This window comes from Microcoleus sp. SVA1B4 (assembly GCF_036700545.1).
Classification (GTDB): Bacteria; Cyanobacteriota; Cyanobacteriia; order Cyanobacteriales; family Microcoleaceae; genus Microcoleus.
This window is the reverse complement of sequence record NZ_JAUBPB010000062.1, coordinates 14,798-41,661: the sequence shown is the minus strand read 5'-3', so window position 1 is coordinate 41,661 and position 26,864 is coordinate 14,798. Positions and strand designations below refer to the sequence as shown.

The 26,864-nt window shown below is 47.0% G+C and carries 24 protein-coding genes; 12 read left to right on the top strand and 12 right to left on the bottom strand.

Going from position 1 to position 26,864, the window contains the following annotated elements; translation table 11 throughout:
- Positions 1-200: 200 nt before the first annotated feature.
- The 3 genes from QT987_RS23240 to hslO all read right to left on the bottom strand — a co-directional run bounded on the left by QT987_RS23240 (position 201) and on the right by hslO (position 3,958).
- Positions 201-470, bottom strand: coding sequence for a hypothetical protein (locus QT987_RS23240; RefSeq protein WP_333244872.1), 270 nt, complete (start codon positions 468-470; stop codon positions 201-203).
- A 278-nt stretch (positions 471-748) separates the two neighbouring features.
- Positions 749-2,812 (bottom strand): hypothetical protein, encoded by a 2,064-nt coding sequence (locus tag QT987_RS23235; protein ID WP_333244869.1) that lies wholly within the window; start codon positions 2,810-2,812, stop codon positions 749-751.
- Positions 2,813-3,058: 246 nt separating this feature from the next.
- Positions 3,059-3,958: an Hsp33 family molecular chaperone HslO gene (gene hslO, locus QT987_RS23230; protein WP_333215619.1), complete on the bottom strand. Its 900-nt coding sequence runs from the start codon at positions 3,956-3,958 to the stop codon at positions 3,059-3,061.
- Between the two features lie 713 nt (positions 3,959-4,671).
- Here hslO and QT987_RS23225 point away from each other — a divergent pair.
- On the top strand, positions 4,672-5,325 hold the full coding sequence (locus QT987_RS23225) for a Crp/Fnr family transcriptional regulator (RefSeq protein ID WP_333244866.1): 654 nt from the start codon (positions 4,672-4,674) through the stop codon (positions 5,323-5,325).
- Positions 5,326-5,343: 18 nt separating this feature from the next.
- On the opposite strand, the gene QT987_RS23220 is transcribed toward QT987_RS23225, so the two are convergent.
- Positions 5,344-7,836, bottom strand: a complete 2,493-nt coding sequence (locus QT987_RS23220; protein WP_333244863.1) for a CHAT domain-containing protein — start codon at positions 7,834-7,836, stop codon at positions 5,344-5,346.
- Positions 7,837-8,075: 239 nt separating this feature from the next.
- Here QT987_RS23220 and QT987_RS23215 point away from each other — a divergent pair, with 239 nt between their 5' ends.
- Positions 8,076-8,228: a hypothetical protein gene (locus QT987_RS23215; RefSeq protein ID WP_333244860.1), complete on the top strand. Its 153-nt coding sequence runs from the start codon at positions 8,076-8,078 to the stop codon at positions 8,226-8,228.
- 389 nt (positions 8,229-8,617) lie between these two features.
- On the opposite strand, the gene QT987_RS23210 is transcribed toward QT987_RS23215, so the two are convergent.
- Positions 8,618-9,838, bottom strand: a complete 1,221-nt coding sequence (locus QT987_RS23210; protein WP_333244858.1) for an FtsW/RodA/SpoVE family cell cycle protein — start codon at positions 9,836-9,838, stop codon at positions 8,618-8,620.
- A gap of 36 nt (positions 9,839-9,874) precedes the next feature.
- Here QT987_RS23210 and QT987_RS23205 point away from each other — a divergent pair, with 36 nt between their 5' ends.
- Positions 9,875-10,297: an EamA family transporter gene (locus QT987_RS23205; protein ID WP_333244855.1), complete on the top strand. Its 423-nt coding sequence runs from the start codon at positions 9,875-9,877 to the stop codon at positions 10,295-10,297.
- 235 nt (positions 10,298-10,532) lie between these two features.
- On the opposite strand, the gene QT987_RS23200 is transcribed toward QT987_RS23205, so the two are convergent.
- The 3 genes from QT987_RS23200 to apcA all read right to left on the bottom strand — a co-directional run bounded on the left by QT987_RS23200 (position 10,533) and on the right by apcA (position 12,224).
- A complete protein-coding gene (locus QT987_RS23200) occupies positions 10,533-10,736 on the bottom strand; it encodes a phycobilisome linker polypeptide (protein WP_006634929.1) in 204 nt (67 codons plus the stop codon).
- 340 nt (positions 10,737-11,076) lie between these two features.
- Complete coding sequence (gene apcB, locus QT987_RS23195; protein ID WP_006634930.1) at positions 11,077-11,562, bottom strand: allophycocyanin subunit beta; 486 nt, start codon at positions 11,560-11,562, stop codon at positions 11,077-11,079.
- 176 nt (positions 11,563-11,738) lie between these two features.
- A complete protein-coding gene (apcA, locus tag QT987_RS23190) occupies positions 11,739-12,224 on the bottom strand; it encodes an allophycocyanin subunit alpha (RefSeq protein ID WP_333036136.1) in 486 nt (161 codons plus the stop codon).
- Positions 12,225-13,262: 1,038 nt separating this feature from the next.
- Here apcA and QT987_RS23185 point away from each other — a divergent pair.
- Positions 13,263-14,465: a hypothetical protein gene (locus QT987_RS23185; protein ID WP_333244852.1), complete on the top strand. Its 1,203-nt coding sequence runs from the start codon at positions 13,263-13,265 to the stop codon at positions 14,463-14,465.
- A gap of 259 nt (positions 14,466-14,724) precedes the next feature.
- On the opposite strand, the gene QT987_RS23180 is transcribed toward QT987_RS23185, so the two are convergent.
- Positions 14,725-15,174 (bottom strand): endonuclease dU, encoded by a 450-nt coding sequence (locus QT987_RS23180; protein WP_333244849.1) that lies wholly within the window; start codon positions 15,172-15,174, stop codon positions 14,725-14,727.
- A gap of 236 nt (positions 15,175-15,410) precedes the next feature.
- Between QT987_RS23180 and glpK the strand changes: the two genes are divergently transcribed.
- From glpK to rpmA, 6 genes are all read left to right on the top strand, one after another.
- The gene (gene glpK, locus QT987_RS23175; RefSeq protein ID WP_333244844.1) at positions 15,411-16,898 is read left to right on the top strand and encodes a glycerol kinase GlpK; all 1,488 of its coding nucleotides are present in this window, start codon (positions 15,411-15,413) and stop codon (positions 16,896-16,898) included.
- Positions 16,899-16,975: 77 nt separating this feature from the next.
- The gene (locus QT987_RS23170) at positions 16,976-17,347 is read left to right on the top strand and encodes a c-type cytochrome (protein ID WP_333244842.1); all 372 of its coding nucleotides are present in this window, start codon (positions 16,976-16,978) and stop codon (positions 17,345-17,347) included.
- Positions 17,348-17,603: 256 nt separating this feature from the next.
- The gene (locus QT987_RS23165) at positions 17,604-18,101 is read left to right on the top strand and encodes a DUF3122 domain-containing protein (RefSeq protein WP_333244839.1); all 498 of its coding nucleotides are present in this window, start codon (positions 17,604-17,606) and stop codon (positions 18,099-18,101) included.
- 324 nt (positions 18,102-18,425) lie between these two features.
- Positions 18,426-18,641, top strand: a complete 216-nt coding sequence (locus QT987_RS23160; RefSeq protein ID WP_015176895.1) for a hypothetical protein — start codon at positions 18,426-18,428, stop codon at positions 18,639-18,641.
- A gap of 423 nt (positions 18,642-19,064) precedes the next feature.
- On the top strand, positions 19,065-19,457 hold the full coding sequence (gene rplU, locus QT987_RS23155; protein WP_333036112.1) for a 50S ribosomal protein L21: 393 nt from the start codon (positions 19,065-19,067) through the stop codon (positions 19,455-19,457).
- Between the two features lie 27 nt (positions 19,458-19,484).
- Positions 19,485-19,784 (top strand): 50S ribosomal protein L27, encoded by a 300-nt coding sequence (rpmA, locus tag QT987_RS23150; RefSeq protein ID WP_333052045.1) that lies wholly within the window; start codon positions 19,485-19,487, stop codon positions 19,782-19,784.
- 201 nt (positions 19,785-19,985) lie between these two features.
- Here rpmA and thiS read toward each other — a convergent pair whose 3' ends face one another.
- Both thiS and QT987_RS23140 read right to left on the bottom strand, forming a co-directional pair.
- Positions 19,986-20,198, bottom strand: a complete 213-nt coding sequence (thiS, locus tag QT987_RS23145; protein WP_333207754.1) for a sulfur carrier protein ThiS — start codon at positions 20,196-20,198, stop codon at positions 19,986-19,988.
- Positions 20,199-20,298: 100 nt separating this feature from the next.
- Complete coding sequence (locus tag QT987_RS23140) at positions 20,299-21,381, bottom strand: thiamine phosphate synthase (protein WP_333052050.1); 1,083 nt, start codon at positions 21,379-21,381, stop codon at positions 20,299-20,301.
- A gap of 365 nt (positions 21,382-21,746) precedes the next feature.
- Here QT987_RS23140 and QT987_RS23135 point away from each other — a divergent pair, with 365 nt between their 5' ends.
- A complete protein-coding gene (locus QT987_RS23135) occupies positions 21,747-23,621 on the top strand; it encodes a DUF1565 domain-containing protein (RefSeq protein ID WP_333244836.1) in 1,875 nt (624 codons plus the stop codon).
- Between the two features lie 776 nt (positions 23,622-24,397).
- Here the strand turns inward: QT987_RS23135 and QT987_RS23130 are convergent.
- A complete protein-coding gene (locus tag QT987_RS23130) occupies positions 24,398-25,075 on the bottom strand; it encodes a peptidoglycan-binding protein (RefSeq protein ID WP_333052055.1) in 678 nt (225 codons plus the stop codon).
- A 513-nt stretch (positions 25,076-25,588) separates the two neighbouring features.
- Here QT987_RS23130 and QT987_RS23125 point away from each other — a divergent pair.
- On the top strand, positions 25,589-26,800 hold the full coding sequence (locus QT987_RS23125) for a transposase (protein ID WP_333244834.1): 1,212 nt from the start codon (positions 25,589-25,591) through the stop codon (positions 26,798-26,800).
- The last annotated feature ends 64 nt before the right edge of the window (positions 26,801-26,864 follow it).

Sequence of the window (26,864 nt, the reverse complement as noted above, 5' to 3'; positions counted from 1 at the left end):
GTACCGCCCGTCCTTTTTGGACGGGCGGGACGCCCATCCCACAAACTTGTGGAAGTTATTTAATTCTCATTCCTTAATAAGTCCGGGAGCGGAGTCTTCTGTTTTTTGAAAATTGGCAATTAACGATCAACTATCTCAAACCAGATCGACTGCCATAAACTTTAACCCTTTCTTTCTACCTTAAATTTATCACAAGAGTTTTATGTATCAGACGGCAAATTTTCGATCGCGGAAATGAGTTGTTGCAGTAGCTCACCAAAGCCAGCCATCTGTTCATCAAAAGCATCGCCATTCCTTACATAAAGATCGTTCTTTCGTTCACTTTCAAGCACTTCCTTTGCAGCTATAACTTCTGCGACACTAATGCCATGCTTCTTGGATAATTTTACTATCACTGCAATAAAAGCATCCAGATGTGAATCTTCTACTGTGCAGTCATTTCGCTCTTTCTGGCTAAATAAAGTACCCATCTGGTTTCTAAAAATAGTTATTTTTTAAACATACCACAATTATGATATTCATTATTAATAAAGACTAAAACCGCAAAAAAATATGTACAAATTAACGCTTGCTTGTACAGATAAGTAAAGATAGGAGCGCGAATTAAATAACTTACAATTTTAATTGTTATTGTGGGATGGGCGTCCCGCCCGTCCTTTTTGGACGGGCGGGACGCCCATCCCACTTTCAAGAGTGGAAGTTATTTAATTCTCATTCCATATTAGGTAGCAGCTTCTCACCCTCAAACCTAACGATTGCCAGAGCTGGTCGGAGGCTCAATTTCCGGCGGTTCGGGAGGGGGAGATTCAGACTCAGGAGGATTCAGCGACTCCTCCCAAACTTTGATTTGCGATCGAGCTTGCTCAAAAGCCCGAGTACCCGAAGGAATTTTCTTCAAAGTCGCGATCGCCCCAGCCAGATCCGACGACGACTCTTCGACACCAAGCGCCAAAATCCGCTGACTCCACTCATCAATCGCCTCACTCGCCTGCCACCGGAGCGAACTCGACTCCGGCACCTGACTTGCTAGCGCAATAGCCGTTTGCAAAGCGTCAGCAGTCCCGGCTCGGGCCGTCTGACGGGCGTTCTGCAAATTTTGCTCGCCCTGAAATTGAGCCTCCCAACTCCGAATGTTCGATCGAGCTTCCTGATAAAGCACCCGTCCCGATCGAATCCGGCGCGCCATCTCAATTGCCCCCGCCAAATTGCCGGCCGCCGCTAGCTGCTGAGCTCTATCCAAAAACGGCTGGTCAACAAGCCGCTGTCTCCTCTCGATCCAAGCTTGAATTTTGGCTTGAGCTTCCACGTAAAGCGCCCTACCTCTACCGATCCGAGAAGCTTGAGCAACGGCGGCTTCCAGAGCATTCGGATCGCCCGTACTCGCCAAATCGTTCGCTCTTTGCAAATAGGGACTGTCTTCCAGCAGCTCGATTTGACGGCTCAAGGTGCTAATTTGACGGCGAGCTTCCGAAGCGCGGGGATTTGATTCCGGGACTGTTTGCAATTGCGCGATCGCAGCCCTCAAATCATTTACCCCACCAGGCGCCGCCAGCCTGCTTGCCAAATCCAAAACTTTGACATCAGCCATTTCTTGCTGCCAGCGACCGACTAAATCTTGAGCTTGTTTGTATAAAGGGCGGCCGGAGTTCAACTTTTGAGCAATCTCGATCGCCTTGGAGAAACCCTCAACAGAGCCAGTCAAAGCCTGAGAAGTAGCATTCGCCAACTCATTAAAATCCTGTACTTGTTCCCTTAAATTTGCCGACTCTGGAATCTTATTAGCGATCGCCATCGCCTCCTGCCAATCCCCTGCTTGCAATCGTTTTTGGGCGATCTCCAGAATTTTCTTGCTAAATTCCGCGATCGCCTTATTGGCAGCTTGATACAAATAACTGTTTTGATCAATTCCCTGAGCCAGCTTAATCCCCGTCACCAGATTGTCGAGACCTCCCTCGGAGGCTGTATTCCGGGCTTTTAGCAACTTATTGCCCTCCGCCTTAGTCGTCTGAATTAGCTTAGTCAATTCCTCGTACTTAGCCGATTCCCAGAAAGTATTTCCCAAATCCAAAAGCAGAGTAGCTTGGCTGAAAGCCAGCGGCCACTCTTCCTGACGCAAGTGGTCTTCCGCCGTGCGGTAAATTTTCTCTGCATCGCTCCATATCGACTGCCACTTTTCAATCTGCTTTTCCATCTTCGGGTAAGCGGGAACGTTTTTAGGAACCTTACGAGCGAGCGCAATCGCCTCATCCAGCTTTCCTTCTTGGAAACTAGCATTTCCCAGCCTAATAATATCCTCCGACCACCGATCGATTTGAGTGTTAATTCTCGGCCGCAGCGGATGGTTTTGTGGCAAAGCATTCACTAATTCGATCGCCCTGAGCAAATCATCCGCCGTCCGCTTGCTTGCTGCTTCTTGAGCACAAAAAAAGCGATCGTTAGCAGAAGCCGTCGGCCAAAAAATCTTTGAGCAATTTGACTGCGATGTCAGGTTGAGCAAAGACGCAATTGCCACAAACCCCATACCCACCGATAGCATCAAACTCAGCGCCAGCCAAAACTGCCACTTATTCGACCAGTTCCGCCACAACGGATTGTGTTCCCCCGGCGGCTGCGAGTTTTCCCCAGACAAATTCGGCGGTAGTTCCAGATGCCCTCCCGGCAGTTTTCCCGAAGTAACCAACTCTCGGAGCTCTTTAAGTCGTTGGGCCCGGTTTTTCCTTGCTGGTAAGCGCACCAGCGACGAAGTATCCTTTGTTGACTCCAAGGATTCTGATGCAGACCAACGGCCTGGTATTTTGCGATCTTGACTCATATCCTCACCACAAACAGCAACCAGCCAGCGTTAGTTATTTAAAAACTGCGAGCGCTGCTATCAACTGCTCTATAAAATGTATTCATCACTTTTACATACTCCCGTCGGCCCCAGACTGCAAGAGCCGATCGCCAAACCGCCACAATCAAAATTTTGTGATTAGGTAATTGATAATGCGTAATTGGCAATTGGTCAAGGCCATCATCCCTAACTCGCACTCAATAGAGCCAATTACACATTATCCTCTCAAGAACCGGAGTTTGAGCGCAAATCGCCGATGAGTTCCGCAAGTTGGTCGCTATTAGCTTGGTAAACCTCGTTGCAGAAATGGCACGTAGCCTCAGCCCCCCCATCTTTTTCAATCATGTCTTGGAGTTCCGCTTCGCCCAACATTTTCAAAGCTCCCAAAACTCGATCGAACGAACAGCCACAGTCAAAGCGCACCATCTGAGTTTCCGGGAAAATTTCCAGGCCCATATCTCCCAGTAACTCTTCGAGAATCTGGTGCAGCGTTTTGCCCGATCGCAGCAGTGGCGTAAAGCCCGACAATTGAGCAACTCTAGATTCTAAAGTTTGCACCAATTTTTCGTCCGTTGCCGCCTTCGGCAGAACCTGCAACAGCACACCCCCAGACGCTTCTACCCCGCCCGCCCCCACAAACACCCCCAAAACCAGAGCCGAAGGCGTTTGCTCCGAGGTTGCCAAATAGTGAGTCAGATCGTCGCCAATTTCGCCAGAAACCAATTCCACCGTACTTGAATAAGGGAAGCCGTATCCAACGTCCCGCACCACGTACAAATACCCGTCACCTATTGCCCCGCCGACATCTAGTTTGCCTTTAGCATTGGGCGGCAGTTCCACTTCGGGATTATCCACATAACCTCGAACTGTTCCATCAAGTCCTGCATCAACCAGAAGCCCGCCCAGTGGCCCATCTCCTTTGATGCGAATGTTGACCCTCGATTCGGGCCGCTTCATGCTGGAGGCGAGTAACAGCCCCGCCGACATCGTGCGGCCGAGGGCGGCTGTAGCCACGTAGGAGAGCTTGTGCCGCTGTCTTGCTTCTTCGGTGAGGCGGGTGGAAATGACGCCTACAGCGCGAATTCCGCCCTCTGCGGCTGTAGCGCGAATTAATTGATCGGCCATGAAAAACCTTGCTTTTGTCTTTTGATACCTTCTTGAACTATTTTATAAGTTCTTGAAGGTTGTGGCAGCAGAGAGCAGCAGTTGACTCGGCGGGCCTGGATGTGCGATCGAACTTCACAACTCGCCTCTGTTTTCTTTTTTACCTTGATTAACCAACTATTTCTTAACAAATACTCGAAGGGATTATTCACGATCAATATTTATTTGAAAAGCCCCAAATAACGAGTGCCTTTATTTTTACAAAGCCACCTTATTCTAAGTCATTTTATAACAACTAACAAATAATCTGTGGAGCATTTAAACCACTAACGATGCCAGTAGGGTGCGTCAGATCGATCGCTTCCATCGGCAAGGGAAACGCTGCGGACTGACGCACCCTACAATACTATTTTAAATGCTCCACAGCTTAACCACTAATAACTAATAACTATAGTCCAGGACGCACTACGAACAAATAAACCTGGCTTTTTAACCTATCTAGAGGCTTTTAAGCCGATGTACTTAATCTAAACAACCCGGTTTCTGGCTACCGGTGCATAAGTCTTAAACTAATGACTAATGACTAATGACTCATGACTAACAACTAATGACTAATGACTAATGACTAAAGCTTATCTTGCCGCTAACCTGACGATTACCAAACCTTTACCTTGGTCGGTTAGAGTCAGAGGCGTAGGTCTCAGACCAATGTTTTTTAGCTGGAAATAAAGGATATGCCACCAACATCCAAAGCACTTTTAGCGGAAATCCAGCATAACACAGGAGCGAGTCGAAACTTGCATTTTTATGCCAAGGGGGAAACCATTCCTATGATGTCGCAAGGCCTTTGGCGAGTCTGTCAAGGTCTAGCACAACTGAGTACGCTTTATCCAAGCGGGGAAGAAGGACTTTTGGGTTGGGTTGGGCCTTCGATGTGCTTCGGTTTGTGGTTGACAAGCTTGCAGACTTACCGAGCTACGGCGACATCAGATATTTATTTGATCTGGTATTCAATGGTGGAAATCGAAGCTTCTCCTCAATTGGCTCACGAGTTGCTACCTCAAATGGTACGGCGGCTGCGGCAAATGGAAGCAATTTTATCGATCGCCGGACAGCGGCGAGTAGATGACCGTTTGTATCAGCTACTGCTATTATTGCAACAGGAATTCGGTCAGCCTGTGGTGGAGGGAACTCGTTTGAATATCCGCTTGACACATCAAGATATTGCTAATGCGATTTGCACGACGCGGGTAACAGTAACTCGAATGCTGGGAAAATTGCAGCAGCAAGGGTTAATCAGTCGAGATGGCGATCGGCATTTAATTCTTAACAAAGATGTTTTTGCGTCCAGATCCGATTTGTTTGGCTGCAACCCTCAAGCTGTGTAGCAAGCGCAGAAAAAAATCTTATTCTGCTTCGCCAATCAGCGTAAACGCGGCCCAATCTTGCGGATTTGGGTGCATCTTCATTGTCATCAGCATCGCTTGCCGCAAAGCTTGAGCTTTATTCGGGTTTTTCTGTAATTGGCGATAGAATTCTGCCATTAATTCCGCTGTCGGCTCATCGGGCACTAACCACAGAGAAACGATAATACTAGAAACTCCAGCACTAATTAAAGCACGAGATAACCCAAGCACACCATCACCGGTGAGTTTTCCTCTGCCAGTATTGCAAGCACTTAATACCACTAATTCAGCATTTAATTTTAAATCCAAAATTTCGCTCGAAGTCAGCAATCCATCATCATTTCCTGATGGAGCAAGGGCGATCGCTCCCGGTAAATCTCCCCTCTTCACTTCATTGAGTAATCCGTGAGTTGCCAGATGAATAATTCGGGCTTTTAGCATCTGTTGAGTAATCGATGCTTTAGTCGCTTGAGAGCCTGTAATCGGTTTAGTATTCAGAAGTTGGGCAATTGTAATTGCTTCTTGTTCACTGCCCGGTAAGGGATCTAATTGGCGCGGCGGGTTGCCAATTTTGGGCATAATTGGATTGCCGACGACGAGGTTATTTTGGAGAGAAAGTTGTCGGACTTTTTGCCGTGATTGGCGGGTTAACTGCAAAATTTGAATGGCGGGAGCAGTAAGGATGGTATGTTTTTCAATCAGATATTGACCTGTCGGATCTTGTAAGGCGACAAAGGGAACTAAAAACAGGGATTGATGCGGAATGAAGATGACAGGAGCATTCGGGTCAGTAGGTAAAAGATCGGCAATGGGTTGAATGAATAGTTGATAACTTTGCTGTAATTTGGGGTAGATTATCCGAGAATTAGCAGTGGTAGAAGCAGGGGGATTAGCTGTTTGTTTATTGGCAGTGTCCCCCGATACACCCAGAGCCTCGCGAGTGCCGCGAATCATCTCAGCTAAGGCTGTATCTGGCTCGTTTAATCCTCTCCTCCCGGTAGCAGCAGATACTCTTGTCTGTTCGGTGGCTTCGGGTAGATTGATGTTCAGAGATTTGAGGTCAACTGAGCGAAAGGTAATTTCACCAGTCGGCTTGATAACCCAAATATAGAGGGCTAGATTCTCAATAGTTGAATACTCGACGAGGGTAGCGTTTTGCTCTTTAGCGATTTGTTGAATTTGCTGAATATTGGGGGGGTTGATAGTAGTTGTGAAAGAGGCAGATGGGGCAAGGCGAGATGCCAATAACTCCACAAAAGCTCGGGCTCTACCGCGTTCGGCAATTTCTAAAGCGTCATTAGTTTTTTTCTGAGCAATGAAGACTTCTTGTAAAGTGACGTAGGGGTAAGTTTGGGTTTCAAAGATTGACACTTTATTGGCATCTTCTAATCCAGCACGGAGAGATTCGGAAACTTTAATACTATCAAGTAGGGTTTTCTCTGCTGCTGGGAGATTGCCAGATTTGGCCAGAGCAAGTGCTAGATTGTTGAGAGCCGCCCCCTCGCTTTGGCGGTGTTTAATTTCGCGCGCGATCGCCAACAACTGCTGAGCGTAATCGATCGCTTTGGCGTAGTCGCGGAGGGAATTGTAAGCAATTCCCAGATTTCCCAGAGCCGCCCCCTCGCTTTGGCGGTCTTTTATTTCTCGGGCGATCGCCAACCACTGCTGAGCGTAGTCGATCGCTTTGGCGTAGTCGCCCTGGTGGTAAAGATAAGCAAGTCCCAGACTTCCCAGAGCATTCCCCTCGCTTTGGCGGTCTTTAATTTCTCGCGCGATCGCCAACCACTGCTGAGCGTAGTCGATCGCTTTGGCGTAGTCGCCGAGGGAAAGGTAAGCATCTCCCAGATTTCCCAGAGCATTCCCCTCGCTTTGGCGGTCTTTAATTTCTCGCGCGATCGCCAACCACTGCTCTTGGTACTCAATCGCTTTGGCGTAGTCGCCGAGGGACTTGTAAGTAATTCCCAGATTTTCCAGAGCTTTCCCCTCGCTTTGGCGGTCTTTAATTTCTCGCGCGATCGCCAACAACTGTTGAGCGTACTCGATGGCTTTGGCGTAGTCGCCGAGGGTAGCGTAAGCAATTTCCAGATTACTCAGAGCAAGCTGCTGGCTTTGGGGGTCTTTAATTTCGCGCGCAAGCGCCAACCACTGCTGAGCGTAGTCGATCGCTTTGGCGTAGTCGCCCTGGTGGTAAAGATAAGCAAGTCCCAGACATCCCAGAGCTTCCCCCTCGCTTTGGCGGTCTTTAATTTCTTGATAAATTATTAGTGCCTGTTGCCAAGACTGCAATGCAGCTTGAAATTGACTGGTCGGGAACTGCTGAATCCCTTGCTGTACCAGTCGGTCTGCCTCGGCTTTCCGCTGAGCAGGAGTTTGAGCTAAGACTTGAGAATTGATGATTTTAAATTGAGAATTAGCGATAAATCGAAACTCGCCTATAGTCAGCGTCGCCAAGATTGAGATCAGTCCCGACAATCCAATTTTTTGCAGTTTCATAACTTTTGACAGGCCTCTGGTTTGAATATCCGCTTGACACATCAAGATATTGCTAATGCGATTTGCACGACGCGGTTCAGTTGACTGTTGACTGTTGACTGTTGACTGTGGAATGTTGACCGCAAGATAGCGACATCTACCTGGAAGGAAGAGGATTGGAGTAATGAATAGTCTTTTTTTAATTTCTCCCGATCGCAGTTCCGGCTTTAAACCAATTCTTTCTGGTAACAGTAACGCGAATGCTGGGAAAATTGCAGCAGCAAGGGTTAATCGTTCGAGAGCGCCATCTCGGCCTTGAATTCTTAACAAAGGTGTTTTTGCGTCCGCCTCCGATTTGTTTGGCTGCAACCCTCCAGCAGTATAGCAAGCGACAGCCATTTGCCTCTACATAATGCTGTCTAATATTAAAGCTCTCATCGAATTGCATCAGAATTGTTTGTCTGGCTCTTCCTCTCCCTATCTACAGCAACACATTTGTAGCCGGAAAAGATATCATTAAGCGGTGCATCTATTTAGGACTAAACTCAATGGCTAACTCAACTCAAGAAACACCGCAACCAGACAAAAAAGAATTAACTGAGATCACAGCTAAACCTCAAGAACAACAAGAAGAACCGCCCAATAAAGGTGACGGGCGGAAATAGTCGATCGCGCGGAATGATACCGCAGCAGAAGCTAAAGAAACCGGGTTTTTTGACTCTTATTGAAGGTTTTAAGCAAATATTGTGGTTAAACAACCCGGTTTCTAGCTACCCGCGCGTCAAAGAAATAACTTGACAAATTATTCGGTTTGTGTAGTTGGGTTGTTCGATCGCAACTTCGGCTTTTCCGGCTTCCCTCGGCGTCCGTCCAAAGAAACCACATCAGCCTCAGAACTCTCTCTAGCCACCCGAATCAGCAACCCCGACAACAACAAACTTGCCAACATCGATGAGCCCCCGTAACTAAAAAACGGCAGAGGCAAACCCGTAGTCGGCAAAACCCCCGTCGCCACCCCAATATTCAGCAGCGACTGTCCCACCATCACCACCATCACCCCAATCGCCACCAACTGAGACTCAATATTTCGAGCCTTCATCGCTACCCTCAAAGCCACAGTCGAGTAAGCCGCCAACATCAGCAACAGCGAGAAACCTCCCACCAAACCAAACTCCTCAGCAAACACAGCAAAAATAAAATCGCTGTACTGAATCGGCAAATAAAATAACTTTTGCTGCGACATCCCCAAACCCACACCCCAAATGCCCCCAGAACCAACAGCCAGGAGACTTTGAATCAACTGATAGCCGTCTTGCATCGGATCAGCCCAAGGATTGAGAAAAGACATAATCCGGCGGCGCTGATATTCCCTCAAACTAATACTTAAAACCGCTAAAAGCATTCCCCCCATAGCCGTTGCGCCCAACTGCAAGTAAGGTAAGCCCGCCGCTAAAGCCACCAACCACAAAGTCATCCCGCACAAAGCCGTGGTACTTAAGTTCGGCTGTAACAAAATTCCCAACAGCATGGCGCCGAAAATTAACAGCCAGGTTAAGCGAACTTTATTCGTCAACCGGGGCCAGTTGCCGAAAATGCGGGCGCTTTGGAGAACAAAAAACGGCTTAATCAACTCAGAAGGTTGAATAATCGGAACCGGGCCCAGAGATATCCAGCGAGTCGCCCCGTTGATTGTGGTTCCCACTCCCGGAACTAAGGTCAACCAGAGCAATCCCAGCAGCAATAAAACGCCTAACTGAGATGTTTTCATGATGTAGCGCAGTGGGGAGTACACTATCAAGTTAAAGCCGGCCAGCCCGATCGCCACTGCGATTAGCTGTCGTTTAAAATAATAAAGGCCGTCTCCAAGTTCATAATTTGCAATGGGATAGGAAGCCGAAAACAATGCTGTCAGCCCGACAAACAGCCACAGAAAAGTCAGCCACCTTAGCCACCGAGCCTCAGCGGCCCATTGAGACGCGCTGGGGTCAAGAAATGGAATCAAGCGTCGAATGTCATTAGCCATAGGATTTTAGAATGCTCTCAATAAACTCTAACAAAGATGGCTAAAGTACCAGATTGGTTAATTTACGCATTAATCTGTTCGCTATTATATGGTTTGTGGGGATTTTTTGGCAATTTAGCGACTAAATATATTGACTACAAAACTGCTTTTGTTTATGAAGCTATTGGCGCTATTTTAACTACTTTATTTATTATTTTCCACACTAACAATTTTAGTTTTGAGGGAGATGTTAGGGGGATTTTGTTTGCGATGGTAGTTGGCGTTTGTGGTACGGTGGCATCATTAGTATTTTTTCTAGCCCTTGCCAAAGGTGAAGTTGCCAATGTAGTGAGTGTTACGTCTATCTACCCGCTGATTACTATATTATTATCGTCTTTATTCTTGAAAGAGGCTATTACATTACCACAAATGCTTGCTGTTTTGTTAGCGATAATTGCAGTTATACTTTCTGCTTATTGAAATATTTGTCCATAATTATATTAACCACGCTGGACATTCTTCCTTCTACTAGAGGAATCCTAAATGATTCAGATAAATTTGTAGGGGTAGTGTCCCCGTGCCTACCCCCTATCTATCGGGCAACCACGGGGGATTGCCCCTACAATAATTATGCAAATGATGCGAGGATTGCTATATAACAACAAAAAAGAGGTCATCGCGACCTCTTACCCCTCTACTAATCCAGCTTCGGCTCTTAAAGTAAACCTGTATTAGCTCCGGGCTTACCGGTAGCCAGTTGCACTTTAATAATTCTGCCGCCCATTTTCATAATTCTTTGCTGTTCCCGGAACCAGTTGTCGTAAGGAACGAGCTTAGTAAAATAGGTATTTTGCAATTCGCGCTGAGTGCGGATGCGGGTTTGACTTGGGACGCAAGCAGTGACCTTAAACATTCTCATGGGAAACTAACTCCTGAGTAGGTTTACAGATTATTAGATGGATTTTTTAAAGATTGAAGGCAGGGAGTTAGGAGTCAAAACTAGCTCGTTAAAACTCGTCGGGCTTTCTCGACCAGCCTTTGACGGTCTAGCAATCACTCTCAACTTCCCTGACCTCTTTTCAAAGTCAAAGGTAAAAAGTCCAAAGTAAAAAGTAAAAAGTTAAAAGAGGCAAGAAATAAATCTTCTTCCTTCTTCCGACTTCCATCGGACTGAAATCTGTTACATCCGTTACATCCGTTACATCCGTTACAGAATCCGTTGCCGAACTTCCTTCTTCCTTCTTCCTTCTTCCTGAGTCTTAGCTCAAGCCAGAGCAGATGTAGTCGAAATAGACGCCCATTTCTTTACCAGCGTCAGAACCGACCAAACCGGCGGTGACTTCTTTCATTGCTTGGATTGCTTGTACGGTAGAACCGATGGGCACGCCCAAGGAGTTGTAGGTTTCTTTCAAACCGTTGAGCACGCGCTCATCGAGGATGGAAGGGTCGCCAGCTAGCATAGCGTAGGTGGCATAGCGCAGGTAGTAGTCCAAGTCGCGGATGCAAGCTGCATAACGACGAGTGGTGTACATATTGCCGCCGGGACGAGTTACATCAGAGTACAACAGAGACTTAGCAACTGCTTCTTTGACGATTGTGGCTGCATTAGCGCTGATGGCGGTAGCGGCGCGGACGCGCAGTTCGCCAGAAGCAAAGTAGTTCTTGAGCTTGTCTAGAGCGCTGATGTCGAGGTACTTACCTTGAACGTCAGAGGAATTGATAACGGCGGTAATTGCGTCTTGCATGGTTGTCTTGTTTCCTAGAAAGTGGCTGAGTCAGTCCAATTTTGGAGCTAGAATTTGGAATTTGGGATGTGGGATTTAAGATTTTTAACTGGCTGGTTATTTGCAATAGCTTTTAACTTGTTGCCGGCAACCCCCAATTTTTCAATCTAAAATCGAAAACCTAAAATCAAAATTCCTTACTGCATCGCACCGATAACGTAGTCGAAGTAAGAGGAAGCTTCGGAAGCATCTTCTCCAGACAGCAGCGAACTTGCTGCATTTTTCATAGCACGAACGCCTTCGGCGACGGCTTCAATCGGGGTGCCGAGAGATTTGTACATTTCGCGGACGCCGACAATACCGATTTCTTCGATCGGAGTAATGTCGCCAGCTACGATTCCGTAGGTAATCAAACGCAGGTAGTAGTCCATGTCGCGCAAGCAAGTTGCGGTCATTTCTTCGCCGTAAGCGTTGCCGCCGGGAGAAACAATATCAGGGCGCTTTTGGAAAAGTTGGTCGCCTGCTTGCTTGACGATGCGTTCGCGGGATTCGCTCAAAATTTGGGCGATGCGGACGCGGCGTTCACCAGAGGTGACGAAGCTTTTGATCCGATCTAATTCACCTGGGCTCAAGTAGCGAGCTTCGGCGTCTGCGTTGACGATTGATTTGGTGACGATACTCATCTTGTGTGTACCCGCTGGATATTTTGCTATATGAACTGCTCTGCGCTGAGCTAGCGAAGGCGGGCGCTTGCGTCCCGTATCTTTCCTGCTCAGGCAGGAGCTTTGACGGGGAAGGCTGGACTTTCCACACTCAGCAACTGTTGAAGTTGTTGGCGGGTGACTGCCTTCGGTGCTTAACGGCGCTGGTTCTTCACGCCGGTGCGCTTGTGAGTGCTCGCACTAAGCCTGTCGCTTACAATACCATAAATGACTGATGCGATCTTTAATTTATGATCAAGATTGCAGCAGGCCACTTAGTGGCGATCGAGTGACTGTCGGGCAGTTAGTAAGGATATTGCTTCTCTGACACAACTACCTCTCGCAAGTATTTTGAGGCATTATGTTCACATTCTGAGTGTTACTGTAATAGTTTGTAACATTCCTTTTCATATTTGGGCCCTCGCTTGGGTCTTCATTGTTAAAATTTCATAGTTAAAAAATTGCTAAAATTATCTGGCAGCAAGGGTTACAGGCGATCGAGCCTTGAGCGGGAATTGTGACGGGCGATCGCGCAACCCTCAAAGACTTTTCCCTGAGAGGGAGACAGGGGGGAGACAGGCGGGGAGCATTGGTGTCAACTTAGGCTTTTAGTCCGCCAGTCCTCCCGCTCACCCGGCACTCCGCCAGGGAATGAATTCCCTGTCTCATAGCGAAAGTCCTCTAAAAGAGGACTGAAGAACTCATTAGTCCTCGCTTCGCGAGGACTTTGGCTTTGAGGCTCTTGTTTCCACCCCTGACGGACTATCGGTTTTACCTTAAGTTGACACCAGTGAGGGGGGAGATGTGCGATCGTCTCACATCTTGCAGCATTCTCAATAAGTTTTGGACGGGCGGGCTCTGGGGCCCAACCCCTACTACCCACAAGAACACTCACTCTTTGTGTTTGTGGAACAGGCCGGAAAGCCTGTTCTCGATAATAGTGCAAGATATAAGAGCATCGGAAATCATGACTTTCGAGCTTGTAGCTAGATTGGACTCTCACTTTAAATCTGGTGCGCCGTGAAAAGAAATCTATCAGCCCTTAAAAAAGCTTTACAGTTTGGCATTAGCGGTGCTGTCGGCGGTTTCGTCGGCAATCTCATCACCGAACCTTTCATGCAGGGGCTCACTGGTTCAGAATCTGTTTTTGACAGTGTATTGTCCACAGCTCGGTGGTTTGGATTGGTAGGCGGTGGTATTGCTACGGCTATCATGTTCGGCTATTATTACTATATCAAAGGCAAGCCTCAAATTAAACAGGCTTTAAAAAATGGCGGATTGTTTGGTTTAATTGCAGGAGCCATTTCTGGGGCGATCGCCGAAGGTATTTATAGCGGAATTGGCGACGGAAACAACGAATTATTGCGAGTAATTTGCTGGGGAATAGCTGGCAGTTTGTTAGGACTGGGACTTGCACAGCGGATTCCTAATTTGGGGGCGCTTCGCGGCCTGGGAGGCGGCGGTGTTGGGGGTGTGTTGGGCGGCTGTTTGTTTATTCTATTTGCTTACAATCTCTCCGGTACGGCGGGCCGTTTAGCTGGCTGTGCTGCGATCGGTTTTTGGATTGGAATTATGCTAGTTGTAGCTGAAACTTTGTTCAACAAAGCTTGGCTAGTAATTAGTTACGATACGGGAGCAAATCGCACTCTCACTCTGGGTGCGGAACCAGTGACTTTTGGCAGTGATGAAAATTTGTCTATTATCTGCATTCCTAATGTTTCGCCCCTAGCAATGCGGTTTCAATTGGAAGCAGGTCAAATTGTTTGCGAGAATGTTGATAGCGGGGCGGTGAGTTATTTGCGATCGGGCGACCAAAAGAGAATCGGCAACTGTACAATTACAGTAGGAAACTCTGACTTGCCAGCCCCAACACCGACAAATATTCCGCCTACCTTTATATCAGATCAGCCCGCAGTAAATTCTTTTACCAGCGGTCAATTTTCCCTGAAATTAGGAAGTCGAGTTATTCCTCTGAGTGCGGGAACTCAACTATTCACCTCTGACATACCGAGTTTAACAGCCGCAGCATCTAACGGTCTTGTAGCTATAGTCACTTCTCGATCGAGAAACGAGCTTTCGTTAGGATTGACAAATTTGTGCGATCGCGCTTGGTGGGCTACAGACATTCAAGGCGATATAAAAATGGTAGAACCTGAAACTACTCTGACTTTGGCGTTGGGAACTCAAATCGAATTCGGTGAATTAGAGGGCGAAATTGTGTAATTAAGCGAGTAGAAACTGAGATATTGCACCATTGTCAATAAACTTTTCATGGCCGGGCAGGATGCCCAGCCCACAATAAAATTTACTCTGTGTGGAACGGGCATCTTGCCCGTTCTTAACAGGATATCCGATCCACCCACAATAAAATTTCCTCTTTGTGGAACGGGCATCTTGCCCGTTCTTAACAGGATATCCGGCCCAGCCCACAATAAAATTTCCTCTTTGTGGAACAGGCATCTTGCCTGTTCTTAATCATAATTCAAGCAGAACTGCTGCTAACTCCATTAATTACCGCCGCACCAATCAAATGAGCCAAACGCAAAGCTTCAGGAACTTTACCAGTGTCTGTCAAACGCTGGAGAACCCTCGCTATTACTTCCGGCTTTTCGCCGCAAACTTGAAAAAAGAAAGGTTCAAAAGCGTGAATTTTACCAGCGCGGCGCAACAATTCTAAACGGTATTCTGAATCGGGTAAATGGCGGAGGGCTTTTTCAACAGCAGCTAAATCTGGTTGGCGGCGCATGACAGCAACGCAAGGAATTTGCAGCCGTGATGCTAACTCGGGAAGGTCAATAATATTGAAGCCGCCGAAAGCAATTCCGTCTAGCAAAACCAGATGCAATTGCGGCAAAAATTTGCCTCCGATGAGTAGCCCAGAAATGGCATCCGTGGCATCTAATCCGTCGGGGAGGACTTGTCCCCACACCATTCCTTCAAATCGAGTTCCCCCCGCAGACTATGCCCGCGATCGACACCAGACTGCCGCTTGTACGAGAAAACGGAGCGTCGTCAAAGCCAATAACCTTAATTGTGCGATCGAGCCTCAGCAAATCTGCCAGTTTCAACTTGGGGAATTCCGTAAGCTAAAGTTTTTGACATTAATTTGACTTCTAGATATAGTATCATATACGTTAAAGACCTCATTACTAAAAATATTTTAGACAATTGGTAAAAAAATACGTAGCAGCGATCGACCAAGGAACTACCAGCACCCGATTTATCATATTCGATCGCCTGGGACAAATAATTTGCAGCAACCAACAAGAACACAAGCAAATATATCCGCAACCAGGATGGGTGGAACACAATCCCGATGAAATTTGGCAGCGCACCCAAAGCGTGATTAAAAATGCCCTCGAAATCGGCAATATCGAACCCACAGATATTGCTGCACTCGGTATTACCAACCAGCGCGAGACTACAATTATTTGGGACAGAAAAACTGGCAAATCTTACGGCAATGCGATTGTTTGGCAAGATACTCGCACTCACCAAATTTGCGAAAAGTTAGCTGAAGTTGAGGGCAAAGACCGATTTCAAAAACGATGCGGTTTGCCGCTGGCTACTTATTTCAGCGGGCCGAAAATTAAGTGGATGCTGGACAATATTCCAGGATTGCGGGAAGCTGCAAATCGAGGGGATGCGATTTTTGGCAATGTCGATACTTTCCTAATTTGGCACCTGACTGGCGGCGCGCACATTACCGATGTTACTAACGCCAGCCGCACGATGCTGATGGATTTGCAAACCCTTGATTGGGATGCGGAAACTTTGGAAATAATGGCAATTCCCCGTCAGATGCTGCCAGAAATTCGCCCTTCGAGTCAAGTTTTTGGAACTGCAAAAGGATTGCTTGCAGGTGTTCCAATTGCGGCTGCTTTGGGCGATCAACAAGCCGCCCTCGTGGGGCAAACTTGTTTCAGTCTGGGTGAGGCGAAAAATACTTACGGTACGGGCTGTTTTATGCTGCTGAATACCGGTGAGACGATCGTCCCTTCAAAGCAAGGACTACTGACAACAGTCGCCTACAAGATGGGAGAATCGCCCGCTGTGTATGCTTTGGAAGGCAGTATTGCGATCGCCGGAGCTTTAGTGCAGTGGCTGCGGGACAATTTGGGCATCATCAACACATCTGCGGAAGTAGAAACATTAGCAAATACAGTCGAAGATAGTGGGGGAGTTTACGTTGTCCCGGCATTTTCTGGACTCTACGCCCCCTATTGGAAAGACAGCGCGCGGGGAGTAATTGCCGGTTTAACTCGCTACGCGACTAAGGCACACATTGCCCGCGCAGCATTGGAAGCTACAGCGTGGCAAACGCGGGAAATTTTGGACGCTATGAATCAGGATTCTGCTGTGCAGCTTTTGTCTTTAAAAGTAGACGGAGGTATGGTGGGAAATCACACGCTGATGCAGTTTCAGAGCGATGTTTTGGGAGTGCCTGTGGTGCGGCCTGTGGTAGCAGAAACTACTGCACTCGGTGCCGCTTATGCGGCCGGTTTGGCGGTGGGTTTTTGGAGTCAGCTAGCCGAATTGCGGGACAATTGGGCGGTGGATTGTACTTGGGAACCGAAAATGCCGATCGCACTTCGCGAGCAAAAATATCGCTTTTGGAAAAAAGCAGTTTCCCGCACATTCGATTGGGAAGAATAAATCGCTGAGTTAACCCCAAAATCCGTATTTAGTGATATCCTTAAATCCAGCACTATTTTTTTTTAATTTGCAAATAAATGATTTCGCTAAATAAGTTAAAAAAAATCTTCACCGCCTGTCTATTGATACTGACACTGGGATTTGTAGACATCGCCACTAATTCCCAAATGGCGATCGCAGATACAACTACAAATACCACAACCGCAGCCGAAGTCTTCAGCGCCAACTGTGCAGGCTGTCACATCAACGGCGGCAACATTATCAGGCGCGGCAAAAACTTGAAACAAAAAGCATTAAAAAAATACGGCATGGATTCCATCGCCAACATTTCCAATTTAGTAACCAACGGCAAAGGTATTATGCCCGCTTACAAAGATCGTTTGTCGGAACAACAAATTATCGATGTTTCAGCTTACGTGCTATCCCAAGCCGAAACCGATTGGAAATAGCACATCGGTTGATTATTTAGGACTTACGCAATCGTGTCTCATCAACCCGGTTCCTTCCTGTAGTACAAAGAAACCGGGTTTCTTCAACAGGATCAGTAATGATGCGAGAACTGTAAAGAAACCCGGTTTCTGGGGTGTACGTCATAAACCTCGAATAGGCTGTATTATTATGCAGAATTCCTATCAATAGAAAGTCGGCGTTTTTTTAGGCTTTATTGTATGGTAAAATAAAGGGAAATTATCGGAGGATGGAAAGTTGAGAATACATTATTGGCGTCAAGCTTTAACTATTATTAGCTTGTGTTTGTATCTAATCTTAGCTGTCAGCCCGCCCGCTTTGGCTTCGATTCACAAATATCCCGAAACTGCTGAGACAGTAATGTTCCGATCCGTACAAAGCCTCCGCGATACTGATGACAAAGCGTGGCAAGTTGTTTTGTACAAGCGAGTAAAATCGGGAGTAGTAAAGTCTTTAAATCTGAGATTGGTAGGATTTCCCGGAACAGAATTACAGCACCCGGTTCCGCTGAAAGTTGCGGCGGGGAAGCGCGAAATTGGCAAGGCTAATGATATTTGGAAAGAGTCGGATTTGCCAATTAATGTCGGAGAATACGATTTTAAATCAATAATTGCACAATTGGAAAGCAATCGACCTTTGCTGTTGAATTTTCCCGTGAAAAATCAAAAAGGAACAGAATTGCTGGTTCCTCCTTTTGCTGTGAGAGAATGGCGGCTGTTGTCTGACAAAAACTAAAGATACCAATTTAAGCGCACTCTACATTTAAAAGCCATACAATTTCCCATGTCACAAATCGCTATGTTTAAATATGCCTTAAGGTAGATTTAACGTATTTGAAGAATAATGTGGTCTGGCAAAAACTAAAGATACCAATTTAATAGCACTCTACATTTAAAATCGCTACGATTTCATCAATGTATCAAAAATAACTTTATTTACATAGACCTTAAGGTAGATTTAACCTATTTTAAGGGTAATTATGAAACAAACTAAAAACTGAGTTAGTCAGGTGACAAAACTTCAGTGTTTTAACGTAGGTGTATTCAGGGTAAATCTACTATGACTTTAATCAGTAAAATTGTCCGAAAAGCTTTGGCAACAGGTTACTTAACGGTTGAGGCCGAAGAACAGTTGCGACAGCAGTTGCAGATGACCAAGTATGGTTTAGAAGATTTTGAGGCTTTTATTAATTTGCAGAAAGAGGTTATGGAGGGTAGGGTGAAACAGCAAGCTTTGGAATTGTTACGATCGCGCAAATGTTCTGCGACTGCTTGAATCGAGTTCGATCGACCTTTTGGAGAAATGGGATAAAAAAGTTAAAGCATCTTCTATATTTTATCCCTAACAGGGCTTACGCATTAAGACCGAAGAAACCGGGTTTTTTACCTAATCTCTGGCTGAAAACGAAGAATTTTCGTAAAAACACCCGGTTTCTGACCACCCGTGCGTAAGTCTTACCTAATTAGAACTTTCCAGCGCGATCGAACTTGACAAAAATACCAAAATCGCGAATAATGGTAGATTGTCTGTCTAAATCCGGCTCGGATCAGGTTAAGACATTCCAAAAGCTGAAAGAAAACTGTCATCCGTCAAAAGTCGCCAGTCAAAAGTTCACAACAACGGACAACGGACAACGGACAACGGACAACGGACAACGGACAACTCAGCTACCTGTACGGCAATCTCAACAACCATCCCATGACTTACGCAATCATTGAAACCGGCGGCAAACAATTTCGGGTAGAACCAGGCCGCTTCTACGACATCGAACTGCTTCACGTTGAAGCTGAATCCAAAGTCACCATAGACAAAGTATTTCTGATCCAGCACGAAGGCGAGGTTCATATCGGCCAGCCTCTACTAGAAAATGCCACTGTAGAAGGAACGGTTCTCCGGCATTTCCGGGGCCGCAAAGTCCTCGTCTACAAGATGAAGCCGAAAAAGAAAACTCGGAAGAAAAAAGGGCACCGTCAAGAAACAACTCGCTTTATGATTGACTCGATTAGCGTCAACGGTACAGTCTTGGCCGCCAGAGACTTAACTCAAGCAGTTGTTGAAACTCCCCAAACCGCCGAAACTGATTCAGAATAAAACATAGTAAATACAGTTGAGGATATTATGGCCCACAAGAAAGGTACAGGCAGTACACGTAACGGACGCGATTCTAATTCTCAGCGTCTGGGTGTCAAAAAGTACGGCGGTCAGGTTGTCAAAGCTGGCAACATTTTGATCCGTCAACGCGGCACTAAAGTTCACCCTGGTAATAATGTTGGTATCGGCAGAGATGATACTCTGTTTGCCATGATTGACGGTGTGGTGACTTTTGAAAGAAAAGGCAAAACTCGCAAGAAAGTCAGCATTTATCCTGTTGTAGCAGCACCTGTGGCTGAAGCTGTGGCTGAAGCTGTAGCAGTTTAATTCTTCGTTCCTAGGTTCGGGCGATTACTCACAAATTAACGTCAAACCGATAGTCCGACAGGGGTTGAAACCCCTGCCTCAAAGCTAAAGTCCTCTGAAGAGGACTGAAGAACTCATTAGTCCTCTTGAGAGGACTTTCGCTATTAGCCAGGGAATTCATTCCCTGGCGGACTAGAGGCTTAATTTGTCACTAATTTGTGGCTAGCCTCCTCCGACAATTGTGACAACTTCTAAGATGTCGCCCTCTTGCATTTGTGTAGTTTCCCAAAATTGTTTGTGCAGAATTTCCCCGTTGTACTCCACAGCCACCAAGCGCGGGTTTAATCCCAATTGTTCTAGTAATTCTGGTAACGGTGTGTCGATCGCACAATTGCGGGTTTCTCCGTTAACTTGCAGCGCAATTTGATTTATCATAAGTAAAAAAATATCAGTTTTCAGGGCGGGTTTGGTAACAAAATTATATTTTATGCACAGATTTCCTGTGCTAAACCCGCCCTACCAATCTCCAATCAACCTAGCTTTTTCCGTGCAAAGCTTTCTGAGCTTTTAGATTCTGCATCCGAATCAACTGCGAGATGAAAAACTGCGTCACTAAAGTAGGCTGTTCTGCTTCCATAATCGCGCGTACTATGGCAACCCTTTGAGCTCCGGCATTCAATACTTCATCGAGGTTGTTGATATCAATTCCGCCGATCGCAAACCACGGAATCGGTGACTTAGTAGCAGCATACCGCACATAGTCCAAACCTGCGGCCTGTTTATCAGGTTTAGTAGGAGTGGAGTAGACCGGCCCAACTCCAATATAATCTGCTCCCGCATCAACCGCTCGCTGCATTTCCTCGCCATTCGTAGTCGAACAACCGATGATCCGTCCCGGGCCGAGCAACTTGCGCGCTTCCGCCACAGGCAAATCTTGCTGTCCTAAGTGTACGCCGTCGGCATCCGCTGCGATCGCAAAATCCACGCGATCGTTCACAATCAGCAAAGCATCGTAGCGGTGACAAAGTTCGCAAAGCTTACGCGCGTTGGCCAGCTTTGCGCCGTCGTCTGAGGTTTTGTCGCGGTACTGCACCAAAGTCAGTCCCCCTTGCAAAGCAGCTTCCACGACTCCCATCAAGTTGTCTCTCGGCGAAGTTACAAGGTATAACTGCGATCGAAGTAACTGCTGGTAGCGCCGGTAAGCCAGCAAATCGCTTTCGAGAGTATAAACCCGATAGCGCATCTGCTTAAAAGCCGCGCCCATATTCCGATCGTAAATTTTGCCATACTCTTCGAGTACCCGCAAAGCTTCTTCCACCCGACAGAAATTCGCCTCCAGTAGCTGCTGAATGCTCGAACGCTGCTCTTCCTGCGGGTGAGTCAACTCCGTACCCGGATCGGCCGGCGTATCCCTAGCACTTCGCAATTCTGCGACGTGCCAAGCAGCCAATTCTTGACGCAGTTGCTTGCACTCGCCAGCTAAATCCGAGCTGTTGAGACCAAACCTGCACCATTCTTCAATAATTCTCAACCCTTCGCGCGATCGATCTAAATTTGCATCTAAAATCCGGCAGAGGGCTGGCTGTGCCGGTAAAGTTCTGTTTTGTTTGTCGGTCATTCACAACCACCCTAATTATAATTAATCCTACCAGTCAAACCGCTATATTCTCCCACGCCGTCATTCGATTTTAGATTTTAGATTTTGGATTTTGGATTGACTTGCGCGAGATAAATTCGGGGGACGCAAGGATTTTAGATTTGAGATGCTTTCGATTGATTCCACGGATCGAGAGGGGGGGCTTGTACCACCTTTGAAATTCTTGGTCAAGATCGTAGCAAAGCGATCGGCCTAATTTTTACCTCAACCGATTTAATTTAGACAAATTTTTAAGTTTTATTGAATTTGAGAAAAACGAAGCATAATAGATCAAACTTGATGAGAGTGAAATCGTTAAGCTGCATACCACACTTGGGAGGAGAGCCGTGAGGTTAGCAGAACAACACAAAAGATTAAGGGAGAACAACCCAAGCAGGCGGGCGTCTTTAAATTTCGATCGCGAAAACCCGACACGAAACACCGGAGGCGAAACTCGGATCACAGATAAGTTGCGTTTGTTTATGCTGATTTACTTACAACAGACCTGGTGCAAAGAAAAGCGATCGCAAAAATCTTGTTTGAGTTCTTGCCTTCTACTCGTCTTTGCGATGACCGCCCTTGGCAACCATCAACCGTCAGTTATCGCTGCCGGGATACCCGGAGTGCAGCTACTTTCTCAGACGCTGCAGAGCGAGATTAACATACTGTACGTCAGCTCGATCGGGGGCAGCGACACAGGAGGCAACGGCAGCGATCAAGCTCCGTTTAAAACCCTTACCTACGCCTTAAGCGTGGCCCCGCCCAAAACAGCTATTTTGCTAGCGCCCGGTACTTACAGCGAGCAAACCGGCGAAAAATTTCCATTAATGCTCAGGCCCAGCGTAACAGTTCAGGGAAATCCCAACACTCGCGGTCAGAATATTGTCATCAAAGGCGGAGGATACTTTATCAGTCCGACTTCGGCGGGTCAAAATATTGCGATTTTAGGCGCAGACGGGGCGGGACTCAGCGGGGTGACGGTGACGAATACCAACTCTCGCGGTTACGCTTTGTGGATCGAATCGAGTTCTCCGACAGTTGTCAACAATACTTTTTCTGGGAGCACTCACGACGGAATTTCGGTAGTGGGTACTTCCAGGCCGACGATTGGCGGGAATGTTTTCTCGAAAAATGGAGCTAACGGCATCACGATTTTTGGCAGTTCCCAGCCGGAAGTTCGAGATAATGTGTTTGAAAACACGGGATTTGGGGTAAATGTAGCGCAGAACGCTTCGCCTCTGCTGATTGGGAACAAAATTACTCGCAATAAGGACGGCGTAGTGGTGCAAGCTAATGCTAGACCGGTGCTGCGTAACAATTATATCGAGAGTAATCGGCGGGACGGAATTGTGGCGATATCGAGTTCTCTGCCGGATTTGGGAACAGCAGCCGAACCAGGGGGCAATGTCATTCGCAACAACGGCCAGTACGATGTGAACAATGCGGCCAAAGGTCAAGTAATCCCAGCTTACGGCAATCAATTGTCGAGCAGCCGGACGACGGGATCGGTTGATGTGGCGGGAACTTTTACCCCAGGGCCAATGGGGGGAAGTGCTTTGCAGCGTATAGCCGATCGACCTCCCAGCATCGGTGGCCCCGACACTTCTCTCCCTGTTTACACTCCTGGACGGCTAAGTCCCAGAGTTGAAAGAGCGCCACTTCCCCCGCCTGCGCCCGTTTCCAGGCGACCGGTGCAAAATCGACCCGCACCGCGAAGCGCCCAGCGCCAAGAGCTTTCTGGGAGGAATGTCGGTGCTTCATCGGTAGTCCCAGGGACAATCGCAATTCCTGTGCCCGATCCGAATTATCGATCTGTTTCAGAAATTTCGGTACAGCAATCAATGATTCCTCCCAATTTTGATAGTTCGAGTTCGGTTTCTTCCGAGGGGAGATTGCCGGTTCCGGGCCGCAACATTCCGATCGGAAGGGGCGGCTATGTACCTGCTGCTTTAGGGGGGAATTCTTGGCCTGATGCCGCGGATAATTCGCCGTCATTCGATCGAGCCAGAGCTTTGGGTTTCCGGTATCGAGTTGTGGTGGATGCCAACAGTTGGGGCGATCGACAAAAAATGCAATCCCTCGTTCCCGGTGCTTTTCGCTCTTTTTCCAGCGGACGACCGGTGATCCAAGCCGGTGCTTTTCGGGAACGCGAAAAAGCTGAGGAATTGCTAGAAATGCTCAGCGCTAACGGTTTGAATGCTCAAATTGAAGAAATTAAATAGTTATTGGGCATTGGGAATTGGGCATTGGGAATTGGGCATTGGGCATTGGGAATTGGGCATTGGGAATATCCTTTCCGGCTAAGCTGTTCGGCATTTAAAGGAGGTTAACCAATAACCAATAACCAATAACCAACAACAAAATTTTAGGGCCTAGCATATCGGATGCCAGACCCTAAAAACTTTGTAAATTAAGTTGATTCAAGTGGGATTTTAGCTCTACTGAGTTTCAGCAAACTACAACTAAGGTGGACTTTTTTGCAACTACTCTGGAGACGAGCTAGCTATCAGCGGAGTCTATTCAGACTTCTGTGTTTGACTGTGCGATCGCAACTTTTGATTCATGCAATAGCCTCAAGCTATCTAACCAATACGAATCGCAATATCAACCTTTCTTTGCTAATAAGCTACACGGTTCAGGCGTTGCCTGCGGACTAGAGCCGATCGGGACAAATACTCTAATTCCAAATTTTTTATCCAAGTTTTTTGTGCTTCTTGGTTTTGCCCCTCATGTTTTTAAGTTAACACCAACTCCGCCCATAAAAACACTTTGTTTACCAAACTTGACACTTTTTGATGTGATGAAATACTTCCCAAATCGATTATTAACAATTTGTAAAATTAGTAGGTCGCACAATGTGCAGTTTGCTAATAAAATCTCGACTTTGGGGATATCAGAAACCGGGTTTTTTTACAAAAATACGGCGTTACATCCAGAGTTATAGGTAAAAAACCCGGTTTCTTGAGTCTTGCTGCGTCCAAGACTCTACACCTTGCTGTCAACGCAGCAGAGCTTCCCAAGTTGCGCGACCGACAATGCCGTCTGCTGGCAATTGGTATTGTCGCTGAGCCGCCTTGACAGCAGCTTGAGTTTCCGGGCCAAACACGCCGTCAGCACTCACCCGCAAAAATCCCTTGGCCCGCAGCCGCTCTTGCAAATCTCTGACTGCCGGCCCCCGCATTCGTCTTCTCAAAACTGGAAAATTGGTTGGCTGCGCTTCGGGGCTAATCTCTGAGTTGTCGCCAGTTACAGGATCGTTGGCGATCGGGTTTTCGATCGCGCTCGGAGTCGCAGGAAACAGCCGATTCCAAGTATCTTGACCGACTATGGCGTCGGGAGGCAAGCCTGCTGCTTCCTGAAACTGAGACACAGCTCTAGCGGTGCTTTGTGAGAAAATCCCGTCTACAGAGCCAGTATAAAAGCCCAACAATTGAAGAGCAGCTTGGAGTTCGATCACTTCCGAGCCGCGGCTGCCCAATTTGATTGCGGGGCGGACGATCGCACCTGTTTGAGCGATCCGGCTGTTGCTGTTAACTTGTTCGGAGGTAGGTAGCTGTGCGACAGCAGGAGTAGGGGCGATCGAGCCTATTGCCAATAAACCGCACAAACTCCAGCCAAAGAGCAAACTCGGAACCTCGCGGGCGTCATTCCAGCTTGCTGTCAAGTTTTGGGACATTGGGAATTCGACCTCTGCAAAACTGGTAGCGATCGTACATCAAATCTGGAAAAAATTGGGAATTTCGGCAACGAGCAATCTACGGGATGTAACCGATGGATGTTAAGCCAATAAGTCAAGCGTGAAGTTCGGCAACGCATTGGCAAGGGAGAATTTAACGGATGGATGTTAAGCCAACAAGTCAAGCGTGAAGATTTTTCCCAATCTCCCCCTCTCCCCCTCTCCCAATCTCCCCCTCTCCCCATCTTCCCCTCTCCCAATCTCCCCCTCTCCCAATCTCCCCCTCTCCCCCTCTCCCCCTCCCTTTCCTAAAAAAAATTTATAAATAATATCCTGAAAACCCCGCGACTTTAGTCCGGGGATGAAAGGGGCAAGGAGGCTTTAGCCTCCCAGTCTATTTTCTTAGATTTCAGGATGGCGCTGTAGAGTAAAGCTATGTAAATCTTTGTGAACCCTCAGAGTAAGGTTAAGCCAATGCTGCTAGCATAAGACTATCGTGATCAGGTCGAAGTCATGTTAGTTTTCGAGTTCAAAGCATACGGTAAAAAGCAGCAATTTGACGCTGTAAACGAAGCAATTAGAACGGTGCAGTTCATCCGAAACAAAGCATTGCGGTTTTGGATGGAAAACGAAAATGTCGATAAATACGCATTGAACAAGTATAGCGCTGTTTTAGCTAAGGAATGGACGTTTTGCGATGACTTGAATAGCATGGCTCGACAATCTAGCTCAGAAAGAGCGTGGTCGGCGATCTCCCGATTCTACGACAACTGTAAAAAGAAAGTCCCAGGAAAAAAAGGATTCCCGCAATTCCAGAAAGACAACCGATCCGTCGAGTACAAGACTACGGGATGGCGCTTGGCAGACGACCGAAAATCCATCACTTTTACCGACAAGCAAGGAATCGGGAAGCTCAAATTAAAAGGAACACGCGACTTACATTTCTATCAGCGTAGTCAAATTAAGCGAGTACGTTTGGTGAGACGGGCAGACGGATATTATGTCCAGTTTTGCATTAAAGTTAACCGTTCTGAAAAGACTGAAGTCACAGGTAACGCCATCGGGTTAGACGTAGGAATTAAAGAGTTCTACACAGACTCAAATGGGGTTGCAATTGAGAACCCGCGTTTCCTCCGCAAGGGAGAACGCAGGTTGAAAAAATCCCAAAGACGAGTCTCAAAGCGAGTCAAGGGTTCACAAAACAGAAAAAAAGCTAGAGCGATTCTAGGGAAGCGCCACCTCAAAATAAGTAGACAGCGTAAAGATTTTGCCGTGAAGTTAGCAAGATGCGTCATCCAGTCTAACGACTGTGTAGCCTACGAAGACTTGAGGAGCAAAAATATGGTGAAGAATCACTCTTTAGCAAAATCGATTAACGACGCATCTTGGTATATGTTCCGAATTTGGTTGGAGTATTTCGGCAAAGTATTCGGAAGAATTACGATTGCCGTACCAGCTAACGGAACAAGTCAAGAATGCTCTAGCTGCGGAACAATTGTTAAGAAAAGTCTATCAACACGAACCCACGCTTGTCGGTGTGGATGCGTATTAGATCGTGACTGGAACGCAGCTAAAAACATCCTAAGTCGGGGATTAAGTACGACGGGGCACGTCGGAACTAGGATCTTAGATCCGAACGCTTGTGGAGAATTGACCGCTACCGATGTTGAAGTAATTCTGCATCGGCAAGTTGATTCTGCGAATCAAGAATCCCCTCGGCTTTAGCCAGGGGAGTGTCAACCCCTGAAATAGCTGCAATTGGCAAAAAAACTGCTAGATTGCCCTACAG

Bases quoted from the DNA above. Each gene is read 5' to 3' on its own strand.
- QT987_RS23220 (WP_333244863.1), bottom strand. From the start codon at position 7,836: ATGAAACTGCAAAAAATTGGATTGTCGGGACTGATCTCAATCTTGGCG.
- thiS (WP_333207754.1), bottom strand. From the start codon at position 20,198: ATGATAAATCAAATTGCGCTGCAAGTTAACGGAGAAACCCGCAATTGT.
- rpmA (WP_333052045.1), top strand. From the start codon at position 19,485: ATGGCCCACAAGAAAGGTACAGGCAGTACACGTAACGGACGCGATTCT.
- QT987_RS23125 (WP_333244834.1), top strand. From the start codon at position 25,589: ATGTTAGTTTTCGAGTTCAAAGCATACGGTAAAAAGCAGCAATTTGAC.
- QT987_RS23205 (WP_333244855.1), top strand. From the start codon at position 9,875: ATGGCTAAAGTACCAGATTGGTTAATTTACGCATTAATCTGTTCGCTA.
- QT987_RS23180 (WP_333244849.1), bottom strand. From the start codon at position 15,174: ATGGTGTGGGGACAAGTCCTCCCCGACGGATTAGATGCCACGGATGCC.
- QT987_RS23200 (WP_006634929.1), bottom strand. From the start codon at position 10,736: ATGAGAATGTTTAAGGTCACTGCTTGCGTCCCAAGTCAAACCCGCATC.
- QT987_RS23235 (WP_333244869.1), bottom strand. From the start codon at position 2,812: ATGAGTCAAGATCGCAAAATACCAGGCCGTTGGTCTGCATCAGAATCC.
- rplU (WP_333036112.1), top strand. From the start codon at position 19,065: ATGACTTACGCAATCATTGAAACCGGCGGCAAACAATTTCGGGTAGAA.
- QT987_RS23160 (WP_015176895.1), top strand. From the start codon at position 18,426: ATGACTTTAATCAGTAAAATTGTCCGAAAAGCTTTGGCAACAGGTTAC.
- QT987_RS23240 (WP_333244872.1), bottom strand. From the start codon at position 470: ATGGGTACTTTATTTAGCCAGAAAGAGCGAAATGACTGCACAGTAGAA.
- QT987_RS23225 (WP_333244866.1), top strand. From the start codon at position 4,672: ATGCCACCAACATCCAAAGCACTTTTAGCGGAAATCCAGCATAACACA.
- QT987_RS23140 (WP_333052050.1), bottom strand. From the start codon at position 21,381: ATGACCGACAAACAAAACAGAACTTTACCGGCACAGCCAGCCCTCTGC.
- apcA (WP_333036136.1), bottom strand. From the start codon at position 12,224: ATGAGTATCGTCACCAAATCAATCGTCAACGCAGACGCCGAAGCTCGC.
- apcB (WP_006634930.1), bottom strand. From the start codon at position 11,562: ATGCAAGACGCAATTACCGCCGTTATCAATTCCTCTGACGTTCAAGGT.
- QT987_RS23170 (WP_333244842.1), top strand. From the start codon at position 16,976: ATGATTTCGCTAAATAAGTTAAAAAAAATCTTCACCGCCTGTCTATTG.
- QT987_RS23215 (WP_333244860.1), top strand. From the start codon at position 8,076: ATGCTGGGAAAATTGCAGCAGCAAGGGTTAATCGTTCGAGAGCGCCAT.
- QT987_RS23210 (WP_333244858.1), bottom strand. From the start codon at position 9,838: ATGGCTAATGACATTCGACGCTTGATTCCATTTCTTGACCCCAGCGCG.
- hslO (WP_333215619.1), bottom strand. From the start codon at position 3,958: ATGGCCGATCAATTAATTCGCGCTACAGCCGCAGAGGGCGGAATTCGC.
- QT987_RS23130 (WP_333052055.1), bottom strand. From the start codon at position 25,075: ATGTCCCAAAACTTGACAGCAAGCTGGAATGACGCCCGCGAGGTTCCG.